At 69.1% G+C, this 13812-nt stretch carries 14 protein-coding genes and 1 tRNA gene; 12 read left to right on the plus strand and 3 right to left on the minus strand.

The features are described 5' to 3' along the window. Window positions 1-55 precede the first annotated feature (55 nt). Complete coding sequence (locus ACQG07_RS06055; protein WP_159879927.1) at window positions 56-1324, plus strand: low temperature requirement protein A; 1269 nt, start codon at window positions 56-58, stop codon at window positions 1322-1324. Here the strand turns inward: ACQG07_RS06055 and ACQG07_RS06060 are convergent. Beyond that, window positions 1299-1859 (minus strand): DUF805 domain-containing protein, encoded by a 561-nt coding sequence (locus ACQG07_RS06060; protein ID WP_079706699.1) that lies wholly within the window; start codon window positions 1857-1859, stop codon window positions 1299-1301. The two genes, ACQG07_RS06055 and ACQG07_RS06060, sit on opposite strands and share 26 nt — an antisense overlap. A gap of 140 nt (window positions 1860-1999) precedes the next feature. Between ACQG07_RS06060 and ACQG07_RS06065 the strand changes: the two genes are divergently transcribed. The 9 genes from ACQG07_RS06065 to ACQG07_RS06105 all read left to right on the plus strand — a co-directional run bounded on the left by ACQG07_RS06065 (window position 2000) and on the right by ACQG07_RS06105 (window position 9885). Continuing rightward, window positions 2000-2599 carry a hypothetical protein gene (locus ACQG07_RS06065; RefSeq protein WP_274500385.1) on the plus strand — a complete coding sequence of 200 codons (600 nt, stop codon included), beginning with the start codon at window positions 2000-2002 and terminating at the stop codon, window positions 2597-2599. 81 nt (window positions 2600-2680) lie between these two features. Beyond that, window positions 2681-4036 carry a signal peptidase I gene (locus ACQG07_RS06070; protein WP_426737747.1) on the plus strand — a complete coding sequence of 452 codons (1356 nt, stop codon included), beginning with the start codon at window positions 2681-2683 and terminating at the stop codon, window positions 4034-4036. Window positions 4037-4209: 173 nt separating this feature from the next. Continuing rightward, window positions 4210-4282: transfer RNA gene (locus ACQG07_RS06075), tRNA-Trp, on the plus strand. Window positions 4283-4323: 41 nt separating this feature from the next. Further along, entirely contained in the window at window positions 4324-4596 is a 273-nt protein-coding gene (gene secE / locus ACQG07_RS06080) for a preprotein translocase subunit SecE (RefSeq protein WP_079706702.1), read from the plus strand. A 139-nt stretch (window positions 4597-4735) separates the two neighbouring features. Beyond that, window positions 4736-5698 (plus strand): transcription termination/antitermination protein NusG, encoded by a 963-nt coding sequence (gene nusG, locus ACQG07_RS06085; RefSeq protein WP_079706703.1) that lies wholly within the window; start codon window positions 4736-4738, stop codon window positions 5696-5698. Between the two features lie 93 nt (window positions 5699-5791). Beyond that, window positions 5792-6223: a 50S ribosomal protein L11 gene (rplK, locus tag ACQG07_RS06090; RefSeq protein ID WP_056014074.1), complete on the plus strand. Its 432-nt coding sequence runs from the start codon at window positions 5792-5794 to the stop codon at window positions 6221-6223. Window positions 6224-6337: 114 nt separating this feature from the next. Beyond that, the gene (rplA, locus tag ACQG07_RS06095; protein WP_079706704.1) at window positions 6338-7027 is read left to right on the plus strand and encodes a 50S ribosomal protein L1; all 690 of its coding nucleotides are present in this window, start codon (window positions 6338-6340) and stop codon (window positions 7025-7027) included. A 79-nt stretch (window positions 7028-7106) separates the two neighbouring features. Further along, entirely contained in the window at window positions 7107-7658 is a 552-nt protein-coding gene (locus tag ACQG07_RS06100; RefSeq protein WP_426737748.1) for a GNAT family N-acetyltransferase, read from the plus strand. A 175-nt stretch (window positions 7659-7833) separates the two neighbouring features. Beyond that, window positions 7834-9885, plus strand: coding sequence for a hypothetical protein (locus ACQG07_RS06105; protein WP_426737749.1), 2052 nt, complete (start codon window positions 7834-7836; stop codon window positions 9883-9885). A 50-nt stretch (window positions 9886-9935) separates the two neighbouring features. Here the strand turns inward: ACQG07_RS06105 and ACQG07_RS06110 are convergent, their stop codons facing one another. Continuing rightward, entirely contained in the window at window positions 9936-10892 is a 957-nt protein-coding gene (locus tag ACQG07_RS06110) for an NADP-dependent oxidoreductase (RefSeq protein ID WP_426737955.1), read from the minus strand. 301 nt (window positions 10893-11193) lie between these two features. On the opposite strand from ACQG07_RS06110, the gene ACQG07_RS06115 reads away from it, so the two are divergent. Together ACQG07_RS06115 and ACQG07_RS06120 are read left to right on the plus strand one after the other, a co-directional pair. Further along, a complete protein-coding gene (locus ACQG07_RS06115) occupies window positions 11194-11823 on the plus strand; it encodes a Pr6Pr family membrane protein (RefSeq protein WP_159879921.1) in 630 nt (209 codons plus the stop codon). Beyond that, window positions 11820-12593, plus strand: coding sequence for a DUF998 domain-containing protein (locus ACQG07_RS06120; protein WP_161578663.1), 774 nt, complete (start codon window positions 11820-11822; stop codon window positions 12591-12593). The genes ACQG07_RS06115 and ACQG07_RS06120 overlap by 4 nt, the downstream gene beginning before the upstream one ends. Here the strand turns inward: ACQG07_RS06120 and ACQG07_RS06125 are convergent. Next, entirely contained in the window at window positions 12560-13786 is a 1227-nt protein-coding gene (locus ACQG07_RS06125; RefSeq protein WP_426737750.1) for an ROK family transcriptional regulator, read from the minus strand. The genes ACQG07_RS06120 and ACQG07_RS06125 overlap by 34 nt on opposite strands. Window positions 13787-13812 lie beyond the last annotated feature (26 nt).

Raw genomic sequence — 13812 nt, forward strand, 5'->3', positions numbered from 1 at the left:
GTCGACGAATCCGAGGGGGAGGCGTCGGCACCGGGAACCCTGCCAGGATACGAAGATGCCCGCCCCCAGATTCGGCCTCGTCTCCGACCTCCGTCGTCCGGAGTCCGGTGAACGCGCCGAGCGCGTCACCTTCGTCGAGTTGTTCTTCGACCTCGTCTTCGTCTTCGCGCTCACCCAGCTGAGCAAGCTCATCGCCGACGACCAGAGCGTCACCGCCGCGCTCGAGTCGATCGTCCTCATCCTGGCGCTCTGGTGGTCCTGGGTGTCCACGAGCTGGGTGACGAACTGGCTCGACCCGGAACGGCTCGCGGTGCGACTCGCGCTCATCGGCTTCGGCCTGTTGGCGTTCGTCGCGGCGGTGTCGGTGTCGGCGTCGTTCACCGACCGCGCGCTGGCGTTCGCCGTCGCCTACGTCGTGCTCCAGCTCATCCGGACGCTGTTCATGGTCGTGGCGACCTGGCGGCACGACCGCGACGTGGCCCTGAGCTTCGCACGCGTCCTCGTCTGGACCGCGTTCGCCGCGGTCTTCTGGATCGCCGGAGCGCTGGTGCCGGCCGACTGGCAACTGGCGTTCTGGATCTGCGCCGTCGCCATCGAGTACGGCGGCGGGGCCCTCGGATTCCGGCTGCCGGGTGTGCGGACCTCGGAGGTCGAGAGCTGGGAGCTCTCCGGTGCGCACCTCTCGGAGCGGGCGTCGCTCTTCATCATCATCGCGATCGGCGAGTCACTGCTCGTCACCGGGTTCGCGTTCGTCGAGCTCGAGACGTCGGTCGCCGCCGTCGTCGGGATGCTGAGCGCCTTCGTCTCCGCGGTCGCGCTGTGGTGGTTGTACTTCCACCGCACGGAGACGGCGGGACGCCGAGCGGTCGAGGCCGCCGAGGAGGAGGCCGACCGCGCCGACGGTGACGAGGGTCGTCCCGGTCGACGGGGGCCGGGACGTCTCGGACGCATCGCGCGCGACGGATACAGCTACGCCCACGTCGTGATCGTCGCCGGGATCGTGCTCGTCTCGGTGGGGGACAAGGAGATCCTCGACCGACCGGCCGACGCCGTGGAACTCGCCGGGGGCGTCGTGATCCTCGGCGGACCGGCCCTCTACCTGCTCGGACTGTCGCTGTTCCGGTTCGTCGTCGACCGCGCCGTTCCACTCGCGCCGGTCATCGGCCTCGCGATGCTCGCTGGCTGCGCGGTCGCCGCGTTCCTCGTGCCGCAGCTCGGGGAACTCGTCCTCGGGTGTCTCTGCACGCTGGTGCTCGTCCTCGCCGCGATCGCCGACACGGTCCTCCCGGACCGGCGGGTCACTGCGGAGCGTCGCCAGGCTTGATCTGGGCGCCCTCGCGGTGCGGCCCTGTGTCGTAGCGGGCACCGCCCCGGTCGCTCGGCTGCGCCGCGAGCCAGATGAAGAAGAACCAGCCGAAGATCGGGACCAGGTTGATGAGCTGCCACCAGCCGCTGTGGTCCGTGTCATGCATGCGACGGGCGTTCAGCGACAGCCCCGGGATGATCGTCGCGAGGCCCCAGATCCCGGACAGGATGCTCTGGACGCCCCAGGCGGGTCCTTCGGTGACCTGACCCTCCCAGAAACCGGCCGTCACCCCGGTCGCGACGTCGACACCGCGTCCGATCACCAGGAGCGCGGTGACGATGACGGCGTGGACGACCACCCACCACCAGAACTCGCTCCGGCTGGCCCGCCCGGTGAAGATCGGATACCGCTTCCAGAAGCGGAGGAACGCCTGGATCGGGCCGGCGCCCGGGAGCGGGCTGTCATCCGCGAACCGGGCCGGGATCCGGCGATCGTCCTTGCGGTCCGTCTCCGCCGCGTTCGCGGTCACTGCGTGTTCGTCTGCGCTGCTCATCGGTCCCCCTGGGTCGAGTCGTCGTGCATTCGTGCGTCCACCCTACCGACATCGCCAGCACATGTTGTATTTCAGAACAACATATGAAATATTAGTTGTACAACACGTGCCGATTTCGGCCCCGACCCTGGAGAATCACCATGACCACCGCCCTGTCCCCTCGATCCCGCCGTCTCGTCCGCTGGGCCGCACTGCCCGTCGCCGTCCTGGCGAGCGGCGTCATCGTCTCGACCGCCTCCTACGCCGCCTTCACCTCGTCGACCGACAACTCCGGTAACGCCTGGAGTGCCGGAGCGATTGCGCTGAGCGATGACGACTCCGGCGCCGCGATGTTCGCCGCGGACGACCTGCAGCCCGGCTCGACCGGTGTGAACTGCATCGCCGTCACCTCGGACGGTTCGCTGTCGTCCGACATCCGTCTCTACGCGGACAACGCGGCGCAGACGCAGGACCTCGACCAGCACCTGCAGCTCGACATCGTCCAGGGCGCCGGCGGCGGCTACGGGTCCTGCGAGGACTTCGTCCCCGCGACCACGGGCGCGTCCGTCTACAGCGGCACCCTCGCCGGCCTCGCGAACACTGCGTTCGACCACGCGTCCGGACTCGGCTCGTGGGCCTCCGTCGGCGGCGGCGAGGAGCGCGTCTTCAAGGTCACGTACACGCTGTCCCCGGATGCGCCGAACACCGTCCAGGGCGGCACGGCGGCGGTCGACCTCGTCTGGGAGGGTCGCACCTCCTAGGCGATCCCGGTGCTCTCGTCCCGCTGACGGGAGCACCGCGGCCCGCCTGTCCCCGTCCACCTCGTCCCTCCGGGAGCTCTCATGGAACCGTCATCCGCCCGCCGGCGCATCGTGTCGTCCGGCATCGTGGTCGTCGCCCTCGGTGCGCGCGTCCTCGCGTTGCTCGCGCTGTGCCTCCTGGCGTGGGCCGCTGCGCCGAAGCTCGTCGGGTGGGTTCCGACCACCGTGGCGTCAGGTTCCATGGAGCCGCGCATCAGGACCGGCGACGTCGTCGTCTCGATGCCGATCGACGGCGCCGACGCCGCGGCAGGGCAGGTGGTCCTCGTCGACGGACCGGGCGAGGACGACGCGCTGCTCCTGCACCGCGTCGTCGAGCGAGAGGCGGAGGGACTCCGCCTGAAGGGTGACGCGAACCGGCAACCGGATCGACAGCTCGTCCAGGACGACGCCGTTCGTGGCGTCGGCGTCCTCCGAGTCCCGTACATCGGTCTCCCCGTCGTCTGGGTGAACGAGGGTGCCTGGGGTCCCCTGGCACTCTCCGCGGCGTTCGCGGCAGCGATCCTCGGGGCGATCGCGGCCACGCGGCGGTACCTCGTCGAGGACCGCGAAGCCACCGCGCCGATCGGTCGGGTGCGTCGGGCCGCCCCGATCGGTGGCGCCGCCCTGGCTGGGGTCCTGGCCGTCGTGTCGGTGCTGCCGACCGCTGGCGCGAACTGGCAGAGCTTCGCCGGCGCTTCCGACAACCGACTCGGCGCGGGGCCCTTCTCGTGCCTCGGGCAGCCGTTGGGCTCGCCCGAGTTCCGACTGGACTTCAGCGAGGCCGACGGGGCCGAGGTCGTGAACAGCGGAACCGGCAGTGGCATCGCGCAGCTGGGCGGCACGGCGGAGCGCGTCGGCGGTAGCTGCGGCGACAGTCCGTTCGTCCGACTCGACGGCCAGGCCGGTCAGGTGGTCACCATGCCGCAGCTTCCGCAGCAGACCACCTTCACGCTGGAGACCTGGTTCCGGACCACGGAGTCGCAGGGCAAGCTGATCGGCTTCGGGAACGCGCAGACCGTCCCGTCCAGCGCCCATGACCGCCACCTCTACATCGACCGGGACGGCCGCCTCGTCTTCGGGACGTGGAGCGGTTCGCCGCAGACGATCGTGACGCCGGACGCGGTCACGGACGGACGGTGGCGCCACGTCATGGCGACCATGTCGACCACGGACGGCATGCGCCTCTACCTCGACGGCGCCCTGGTCGGAACGAATTCGAACACGGTGCTGCAGAGCTACCGTGGCTATTGGCGCATCGGCCACGACACGATCGCGTCCACCTGGCCTGGTGCGCCCTCCTCCGCTTGGTTCGCCGGAGATCTCGACGGCGTCGGGATCCACTCGCGGGTGCTGTCGGCCGAGGAGGCTGCCGAGCACGCAGCGCTCGGGCGCCCGTGAGGCGTGCGGCCGCGCGCAGGCCGACGCCGGTTTTACAGCCGGGCGACCGTGCCGTACACTGGATGGAGGTAGTTGAAATCTGCCATGATTTTCTGCGCCTGTTTTCACCCGTGTGGTGAGGCAGCGCTCAGGAGGTCAGGGTAGCTTCGACCCCTCCGGTGCGTCAGCACTGAAGGGCGGTGGCTCAATTGGTAGAGCAGCGGTCTCCAAAACCGCAGGTTGCAGGTTCAAGTCCTGTCCGCCCTGCGAGTCGGTGCGTATGCACCGGCACACGAAAGGTGTAACGAGTGGCCCCGAAGAGTACCGACACGCCCGGCGAGGACGTCGTCGTCAAGGCGAAGGCGGACCGTGCCGAACGGCGCGGCTTCTTCTCGGGCATCGTCCTGTTCCTGAAGCAGGTCTTCGCGGAACTCAAGAAGGTCGTCACGCCGACGCGGAAGGAACTCCTCAGCTACACGGCTGTGGTGCTCGTCTTCGTCTGCATCATGATGGCGCTCGTCTACGGCATCGACTTCGTCTTCGCCTGGGTCGTCACGCTGGTGTTCGGTACCGCGAGCTAGTTCCGCTCAGGTTCCGGTGCTCCGGCCCGGTACCCGGGTTCCACAATCACAGACGGCGACGCAGTCGTCACGCGCCAGGATCTGGCGCCGCGGTCGGGGATCACCCACGATCCGCACAACAGAAACGGAATGGAAATCAGTGTCTGAGCGAAACTCGAACGACGTCGACTGGGCAACCGCTGCCGAGCAGTCCTCGGAGGACGACGAGGCCCAGGAGGGCAACGTGCTCTCGGCCGACGAGCACTCCGTCGACCCCGCTGAGCACAACGCCGTCCACGTCGAGGAGACCGGCGACACCGAGGTCGACCTCGACGCCGTGCTCGACGCGATGGCCGAGGCCGTCGACCCCGAGGCCGACGCCGTCGTCGACGACGCCCTCGAACTCGACGAGGCAGCCGAGGTCGAAGCCGCAGCAGAGGCCATCGCCGAAGAAGAGGCAGACCCCACCGACGCCGACGCCGAGCCCGCCGAGGAGTCCGAGGAAGACCCTTACGACGCGTTCCGCAAGGAACTCCGCTTCCTGCCCGGCAAGTGGTACGTCATCCACTCCTACGCCGGTTTCGAGCGCAAGGTGAAGGCCAACATCGAGCAGCGCAAGTCGACGCTCGAGGTCGCGGACTACATCTACCAGGTCGAGGTCCCCATGGAAGACGTGGTCGAGATCAAGAACGGCCAGCGCAAGATGGTCACCCGCGTCCGCATCCCCGGCTACGTGCTCGTCCGCATGGACCTCAACGAGGACAGCTGGTCGGTCGTCCGCCACACGCCTGGCGTCACCGGCTTCGTCGGCAACGCGCACAACCCCACGCCGCTCCGCTTCGAAGAGTCCTTCAACATGTTGAAGTCGCTCGTCGAGGTCAAGGAGACCGCGCCCGTCAAGGGCTCCGGCACCAAGGGCAGCGCCACGCAGCAGCGTGTCATCCCCGCCGAGGTCGACTTCGAGATCGGCGAGACCATCACGATCAAGGAAGGCTCGTTCGCGGGCCTCCCCGGCTCCATCAGCGAGATCAAGCCCGAGAGCGGCAAGCTCACGGTGCTCGTCTCCCTCTTCGAGCGCGAGACGCCGGTCGAGCTCAGCTTCGACCAGGTCACCAAGCTCTAAGCCACACGGCTCCACAGTCCACCGCCGCCCGACGGGCGCGCGGGAGAGCGCACATCATCCGATGGCGTTCGAACCCCAGAAGAAGGAAGAAACATGGCACCGAAGAAGAAGGTCACGGGTCTCATCAAGCTGCAGATCCAGGCCGGCGCCGCAAACCCTGCTCCCCCCATCGGCCCCGCCCTTGGTCAGCACGGCGTCAACATCATGGAATTCTGCAAGGCGTACAACGCGGCCACCGAGTCGCAGCGCGGCAACGTCATCCCCGTCGAGATCACCGTCTACGAGGACCGTTCGTTCACCTTCATCCTGAAGACCCCGCCCGCAGCGGAGCTCATCAAGAAGGCCGCCGGCGTCGCCAAGGGCTCCGGTACCCCGCACACCGTCAAGGTCGCGAAGCTCACCAAGGAGCAGGTCCGTCAGATCGCCGAGCAGAAGGCTCCTGACCTGAACTCGAACGACATCGACGCAGCCGCGAAGATCATCGCCGGCACCGCCCGCTCCATGGGCATCACGGTCGAGGGCTAGTCCTTCCGAACCGCACGGGGTGAGCCGTCCAGGCCACACCCTCGCACCTTTCTTTTTCACTCGTGGCAGCGCCGGCCAGGCGCAGATGACCACATTTCTCATAGGAGAACACACATGGCACAGAAGTCGAAGGCCTACCGGGCCGCAGCCGAGAAGATCGAGGCTGACAAGTTCTACACCCCGAACGAGGCCGTCGCCCTCGCCAAGGAGACCGGTTCCGCCAAGTTCAACAGCACCGTCGAGGTCGCCCTCAAGCTCGGTGTCGACCCGCGCAAGGCGGACCAGATGGTCCGCGGCACGGTCATCCTCCCGCACGGCACGGGCAAGACCGCCCGCGTCATCGTCTTCGCGACGGGCCCGGCAGCAGAGGCCGCGATCGCGGCCGGTGCTGACGAGGTCGGCGGCGACGAGCTCATCGCGAAGGTCGCCGAGGGCTACACCTCGTTCGACTCCGCGGTCTCCACCCCGGAGCTCATGGGTAAGGTCGGTCGTCTCGGTAAGGTCCTCGGTCCCCGTGGCCTCATGCCGAACCCCAAGACCGGCACCGTGACGCCGGACGTGGCCAAGGCCGTGTCCGACATCAAGGGCGGCAAGATCGAGTTCCGCGTCGACAAGCACTCCAACGTGCACTTCGTCGTCGGCAAGGCCTCGTTCGACGCATCGCAGCTCGAGGAGAACATCAACACCGCGCTCGAGGAGATCCTCCGCCTCAAGCCGTCCTCCTCGAAGGGCCGTTACATCCAGAAGGGCGCCGTGTCGACCACGTTCGGCCCCGGCATCCCGCTGGACGTCAACTCCATCTAGTCTCACCAGTACGAAGGCCCGGTCGCGTCACGCGACCGGGCCTTCGTCGTTCTCCGGGGTGGCGTCGTACGATGCAGGGATGGTCTCCACCCGCACTGCTCAGGCCGACGACGCCGCCACCCTCGGCACGCTCGCCGCAGCGACCTTCGCCCTCGCTTGCCCACCCGGCACCGCGCAGGAGCACATCGACGCGTTCATCGCCGAGCACTTCACCCTCGACCGGTTCACCGGCTACCTGGCAGATCCCGGACGCGCGCTCCGGCTCCTCGTCGACGACGATGACGGCACGGCCATCGGCTACACGATGCTCGTCTTCGGTGATCCGATCGACCCCGACGTGCTCGCCGCGGTCACGCACCGCCCGACAGCGGAACTCAGCAAGCTGTACGTGCTCCCCGCGAGCCACGGTGCCGGCGGAGCGCGCATGCTCATGGAGGCGACGCTCGACGACGCCCGGTCCCGAGGCGTCACGTCGGTGTGGCTCGGGGTGAACCAGCAGAACGCCAGGGCGATCCGGTTCTACGGCAAGAGCGGCTTCGAGGTGGTGGGGACGAAGACGTTCCTGGTCGGGCCCGAGCGGCACGACGACTTCGTGATGGAGCGGATGTCGGAACGGGGCCCGATCGGCTAGCCCTGGCAGGCCTCGGTAGGAGTGCGGACGAGCAAGCTGTTCGACTGATATGTTTGTGGACGACATGAGCGGCGCTCGGTGAGCTGCGCCCTCGATCCTCCCAAGCACGTCTCCCTCCTGGTGGAGGCCGAGGCGGCGCGGGCCGACAGGCCCGATCACGAAAGGACGCCCCCCCATGAAGCCCCACACAGCCCTCTCGATGGTCGTCCTGACGGCCGTCGCCGCCACAGCACTGGTGTCCGGTCCGGCATCGGCCGCGCCCGTCGGTCAGGCCGGATCAGACGCGGAGACGTCGGTGACCGCCACGCAGCCGCGGTTGCGCGGCAAGTTCGTGACCGATCCGGCGTGGTCCACCGGATTCCACGGATGGGCGCCGCGGGGGTCCTCGCAGTGGCTCACCCACCCGCAGTCGATCGGCACCGGCGGGCCCTACGGGTTGTCGTACGAGGCAGCGCTGGCCGCCGCCGCCACCGCGACCTTCCCTGCCGTCGGCACCAGCGGTCGGATCGAGATCAACGGACAGTGCCTCACCACGGACCGGGGCGGCACGAGGACCGATCTCGTGCGCGTGGCGAGCTGCTCCTCGGCGAGCACGCAGTACACGCTGGCCGCCGACGGGTTCCTCACCGATCCGTCCGGGCGGCGCCTGAACGTCCTCGGCGTCGGCACGAAGGACATGCAACTCGGATTCGGGCCGAACAACGACGCAGACGTCAGCAAGCTGGTGATGAGCCAGCTGGTGCCGGACCTGTCGCCGTCGGCCTCCGTGCCGACCCCGTCGCTCCGGCAGGGCGAATCGGTCCAGGTCCAGGCGACCTTCAACACCGATGCGGGCGGTCAACGGATCGACATCGTGCCGCCGCTCGGTACCAGGATCACCGCCGTGGCGAACCCGGCATTCGCGCTCGACGGCACCGGTGCCGGCGGCACCCTGCCGATCGGCACCACCGCCGTCACCTTCACCCTCACTGCCGACGCCGACGCGCGGCTCGGCCTGGCCACCGGCGGGAGCGTCAGCTGGTCCACGAACCGGGTGAAGCTCGCGGACTTCACGGCGAACGTTCTCGCGGCACCCATCGCGCCTGGTGTCGCCATGCCGAACGTCACCGTACGACAGGGGGATGCCGTCGAGGTCCCCGTCGCCTTCACCGAATCGGTGTCCGGATCCGCGGAGATCGTCGTCCCAGCCGGGCTCAGGCCCACCGGCGATGCGCCGGCCGGATTCACCTGGTACCCCGCGAGCAACAGCTACCGGGGTACGATCACGGCCGCGAACCGATCGTTCACCCTGGCTCTGACTGCGAACGCCGATGCCGCCGTCGGCGTGTTCGACGGCGCCGTGCGCGCCACAGGGATCGACCAGGTGTGGACCGCGACGATCGAGGCCGGTGCGCCGGTTCCCGACGCCCCGGTCGTCCTGCTCTCGCCGGCGATCGGTGGGGTCCTCGAGCCCGGCGCCCCGGTGTTCTCCGGGACCGGTCAGCCCGGCGCACTGATCCAGGTCTACGGAGCGTGGGGTTCGCTCCTGGGTGAGACCCGCGTGGAGACGGACGCCACCTGGACGCTCACCTGGAACAAGGCGCTGACGCCCGGGACCTACTCGGGCGGTTCGGTCCGGCAGTACCTCGACGGCAAGCCGTTCACGAGCGTCCCGTACGACTTCCGAGTCGACTGGCGGGTGGCGCCCCTCGTCGTGACCTCCCCGTCGGTCGGGGCGATCGTCTTGGAGACCAACCCCGTGTTCACGGGCACCGCGCAGCCGGGTGCGGCGATCGAGATCCGCGGTGCGTCGGGAGACCTCCTGGGCGCCGTCGACCGCGTCGCCGACGACGGCCGATGGACCATCACCTGGAACAAGACCCTGCTGCCCGCACGGTACGTCGGCGGCACCGTCCGGCAGTTCGTGGACGGCGAGCAGACCCACTCGGTCGTCTACGACTTCACCATCGTCGTCCCACGCCTCGAGGTGGTCTCGCCCGCGCTCGACGGCACCATCGCCGGAACGCGGCCGGTGTTCTCCGGCCGCGCGAACCCCGGCGCCCTGATCCGGATCCGCGGGGCCTGGGGCACGGACCTCGGGAGTGTCACGGCCGGGCCGCAGGGCGACTGGAGCATCACCTGGCCGTCGGACTACCTGCCTGCTCGGTACTCGGGCGGCACGGTGACGGAAGCCGTGGGGGGCACGGTCGTCAGGACGCTGCCCTACGACTTCACCCTCGTCCGCTGAGCGTCGGGTGGCGGCGCCGTGGCGGCGTCGTCACCCGACGGTCTCGGTCGTCAGCCGTCAGCGACCTTGAGGACGATCTTGCCGCGTGAGTGACCGCCCTCGAGAAGCACGTGGGCCTGCCGGACGGCGTCGAGGTCGAACACCTGGTCGACGAACACCCTGACGTCCCCGGACTCCAGCAGCCTGCTGATGGTGTCGAGTGTGGCGCCGTCGGGGGCCACGGTGAACCGCGTCGCGCGGACGCCCGCGGCCCGGGCCTCCTCCTCGAGTGTCGGCCAGGAACCGGTCGGCGCGTTGATGATGAGCCCGCCAGGGCGGAGGACCCGCAGGGAACGCGACCCCGTGTCGTCCACGGCGTTGCCCACGAGGTCGATCACGACGTCGACCTGGTCGACGACGTCCTCGAACCGGTGCAACTCGTGGTCGACCGCCTGATGGGCGCCGAGTTCGCGCAGCCAACCGACGTTGCGACCGGAGCCGGTGGCGATCACCCGCGCGCCGAAATAGGTGGCGAACTGCACGGCGAAGTGCCCGACACCGCCGCTCCCGGCGTGGATGAGGATGCGCTGCCCCTCGTGCGCCTTCGCGACGTCGACGACCATGCCCCACGCGGTGAGCGCGGCGAGAGGGACCCCGGCTGCCTCGACGTGCGACAGTGTCGTCGGCTTCCGCGTCAGGCTCAGGGAGGACACCGCGACGTACTCGGCGTAGCTGCCGCCCGTCCGCGGGAAACTCGTCATGCCGTAGACCTCGTCGCCGGGCAGGAGGCCGGCAGCTGCAAACGGTGACTCGACCACGATGCCGCTGAAGTCGTACCCGAGGACGGCCGGCATCGCCGTGATGGCAGAGGAGACGCCCCGGCCCGCGCGGGTCTTGGCGTCGACCGGGTTCACGCCGGCCGCGACGACCTTCACGAGGAACTCCGCCATGACCGGACGCGGTGTCGGTACGGTCTCCATCCGGAGGACCTCTGGGCTGCCGACGGCGTCGATCACCGCGGCTCGCATGGTCTCCGGTGCCGGCTTCACCGCGTCCGCGGTTGTCGCCAGAGACCAGGAGTGTCCGACTCCTTGACGCATCGAGTACTCCTTCGTCGTTCATCCCCCGAAAGCTCCACCCGGCGGAGGTCGGCTCGGCGACGAGTCTCGCTCCGGTGCGTGGTCCGGCTCTGTTCTCATCAAAGCCGTCGAATGAGTCGGCGCTGTTACGGGGGTGTCAATTGGCTGGAAACGATTCCCTCTCTTCGGGGGACACGGCGGCCCGACTGTCACCCGATCCTCGGGCGCGTGCTTCCGATACAGTGGCGCAATGCGCGCACTGTTCGGAGTCATCAGGATCATCGCGGGTGGGGTGATCATCGCCGCCATCGTCGGCCAGTTCGTCTACACCCTGTCCTTCGGTGATGCGCCCGACGACTTCTTCGTCAACTTCTTCAGCTACTTCACGATCCTGTCGAACGCGCTGAGTGCGATCGTCCTGTTGGTCGGTGCCGGGTTCTGCTTCCGGCTGCGACGCGATCCGGCCTGGTACAACCTGGTCCTCGGCTGCGTCGTGACCTACATGGCGACCACCGGCGTCGTCTACAACCTGTTGCTGCGCGGCATCGCTCTCGACCAGGGGCACACTCTCGGTTGGTCGAACGAGGTGTTGCACCTCATCGCACCGATCTACCTGGTGCTCGTCTGGATCGTGACGCCCGGCAAGTCCCGCCTGGAATGGCGTCAGGTGTGGGCGATCATCGCGTTCCCCCTCGTCTGGACCGTCTACACGATGATCCGCGGATCGATCGTCGGCTGGTACCCGTATCCGTTCCTCAACCCGGCGCAGCCCGGCGGCTGGGGAGCCGTCGTCGTCTACATGATCGCCATCGCCGGGTTCATCGGCCTGATGGGCTGCGCCGTCATCGCGTTGAGCCGGACGAGGCTCATCCGCGGATGACGGGGGCCACATCAGACCAGCGGGTCTCTCGCCCGTCGGCCGTCCGTCGGCGCCGATCTGTCGCCCTCGGGTTCGCGATCATCGGTGGCGTGCTCCTCGTGGTCGCCACGATCATGATCTGGGCCGCACGACTCAGCCTCGGCAAGAACAGCTACGTGAGCGGCCTCGGTGCCACCGGCGAGGTGACGGCTCCGGTCTTCAACGCCGCACTGCTCATGGTCGCGGTCGGTGGTCTCAGCATCGCTGTGGCGCTGCAGCGAGCCGTCCCGTCCCGCGAGCCCGGTCAGCGCCGCACGAGGGTTGGACTGCTGCTCATCCCCTGGCTGCTCGTCGGACTGTCGAGCCTGTGCTTCCTCGTGGCGTCCCGGGTGACCTGCACTTACGAGTGCCCGATCCCGTCGAATCCGCTGTTCACGCTCCAGGACGCGGTGCACATCTCCTTCGCCGTGCTGGGCTTCGCCCTCGCCTGCCTGGCGATGATCGGGTCGGCCCTCGGGTCGCGGCTGCGCGCCGTCCGGCGGCTGTCCTGGTTCGCCGGATCCGCCGTCGCGGTGGTCGCGGGGCTCGGTGGCCTGCTCTCACTCGCGGAGGTCGGGCAGCAGGTCGGCAGTTGGCTGGAGTTCGCGGCGATGACCATCGCCCTGTTCTGGCTCGTCGGGTACGGCCTGGCGGAAGTCCTCGCCGTCGGGAAGGCGGACGACGTCGGGCGCCCTGGTTCCGCACTGGAGGACGCGCGTCAGGTCGACGCGGCCTCGAGCGCCCGGGGCTGAGTCATCGCGTCGATCGCCGGTGCGGACAGGGCGTCGCGCAGCACCATGATCGCCGCTCCCAACACCCCGGCCTCCTCGCCGGCCGTCGAGGTGACGATGCCGAGGTGTCCGGTGGCGAGCGGCATCGATCGGCGGTAGACCACCTCGCGGACACCGGTGAGGAGATGTTCACCCGCCCGGGTCATCGTCCCGCCGAGCACGATCACCGAGGGGTTCAGGAGGTTCACCACGACACTGAGCACCTCACCGATCTCCCGGCCGGCCTGCCGCGTGGTCTCGATGGCCGTACGGTCGCCCGCGCGGATGAGTGCTGCGACGTCGCGACTGCTGACGGCGTCGATTCCGCGGGCGCGGAGCTCGGTCGCGATCGCCGGCCCGCTCGCGATGGCCTCGAGGTCGCGCTCGTCGTCCGCAGCGCGCGGGGAGTCTCGGCCGACGGGGACCTGGACGTGCCCGATGTCGCCGGCCGCACCGAGTGCCCCGCGCTGCAGCTCGCCACCCGCGATGATGCCGGCACCGATACCCGTGGACACCTTCACGTAGACGAGGTCGTCGGTGTCCGGCCAGGAGATCGCGTGCTCGCCGAGCGCGAGGACGTTGACGTCATTGTCGACGAGGACCGGGACGTCGATGGTCCGACGGATGTAGGCGGGGACGTCGAAACGGTCCCAGCCCGGCATGATCGGCGGGTTCGTCGGCCGTCCGGTCGAGTGCTCGACCGGCCCCGGAAGCCCGATCCCGATCCCGATGACCGGGGGCGCGACCGGCTGGGGTGTGGTCCAGGTCTGCGGAGCGGCCAGCAGGGCCGACGCCGCTTCGACCACCCAGTCGAGGACGGGCTCGGGTCCTGCGGCGATCTGCAGCTCCGCGCGGCTCGTCGCGAGGATCGCGCCGGCCAGGTCGGTGACGGCCACCGTCCCGTGCGTCGCCCCCAGGTCGACGGCGACGACGACGCGCGCGAGCGGGTTGAATGCGATCCGTGCGGGCGGGCGACCACCCGAGGAGGCTGCCTCTCCAGCGGGACGGAGCAGGTCTGCGGCCACGAGGGCGTCGATCCGGAGGGAGACGGTGGAGCGGGCCAGGCCGGTCAGGGCGCACAACTCCGACTTCGTGCGTGCCTCACCGCCGCGGAAGAGTTGGAAGAGGTCGCCGGCGCCCGGTGCTCCGGGGGAGGGGCGTAGCGGCTCGGTCATGGCGACAGTCAACCACCTCGGCCGAC

Source organism: Plantibacter sp. 2H11-2, assembly GCF_050031945.1.
GTDB classification, from domain to species: Bacteria; Actinomycetota; Actinomycetes; order Actinomycetales; family Microbacteriaceae; genus Plantibacter; species Plantibacter auratus.

What these genes read in the sequence shown, in the direction of transcription:
- ACQG07_RS06070 (WP_426737747.1), top strand. Translation starts at nt 2,681, where the DNA reads ATGGAACCGTCATCCGCCCGCCGGCGCATCGTGTCGTCCGGCATCGTG.
- ACQG07_RS06055 (WP_159879927.1), top strand. Translation starts at nt 56, where the DNA reads ATGCCCGCCCCCAGATTCGGCCTCGTCTCCGACCTCCGTCGTCCGGAG.
- ACQG07_RS06105 (WP_426737749.1), top strand. Translation starts at nt 7,834, where the DNA reads ATGAAGCCCCACACAGCCCTCTCGATGGTCGTCCTGACGGCCGTCGCC.
- ACQG07_RS06120 (WP_161578663.1), top strand. Translation starts at nt 11,820, where the DNA reads ATGACGGGGGCCACATCAGACCAGCGGGTCTCTCGCCCGTCGGCCGTC.
- ACQG07_RS06115 (WP_159879921.1), top strand. Translation starts at nt 11,194, where the DNA reads ATGCGCGCACTGTTCGGAGTCATCAGGATCATCGCGGGTGGGGTGATC.
- rplA (WP_079706704.1), top strand. Translation starts at nt 6,338, where the DNA reads ATGGCACAGAAGTCGAAGGCCTACCGGGCCGCAGCCGAGAAGATCGAG.
- ACQG07_RS06065 (WP_274500385.1), top strand. Translation starts at nt 2,000, where the DNA reads ATGACCACCGCCCTGTCCCCTCGATCCCGCCGTCTCGTCCGCTGGGCC.
- ACQG07_RS06125 (WP_426737750.1), bottom strand. Translation starts at nt 13,786, where the DNA reads ATGACCGAGCCGCTACGCCCCTCCCCCGGAGCACCGGGCGCCGGCGAC.
- ACQG07_RS06100 (WP_426737748.1), top strand. Translation starts at nt 7,107, where the DNA reads ATGGTCTCCACCCGCACTGCTCAGGCCGACGACGCCGCCACCCTCGGC.
- ACQG07_RS06060 (WP_079706699.1), bottom strand. Translation starts at nt 1,859, where the DNA reads ATGAGCAGCGCAGACGAACACGCAGTGACCGCGAACGCGGCGGAGACG.
- rplK (WP_056014074.1), top strand. Translation starts at nt 5,792, where the DNA reads ATGGCACCGAAGAAGAAGGTCACGGGTCTCATCAAGCTGCAGATCCAG.
- ACQG07_RS06110 (WP_426737955.1), bottom strand. Translation starts at nt 10,892, where the DNA reads ATGCGAGCCGCGGTGATCGACGCCGTCGGCAGCCCAGAGGTCCTCCGG.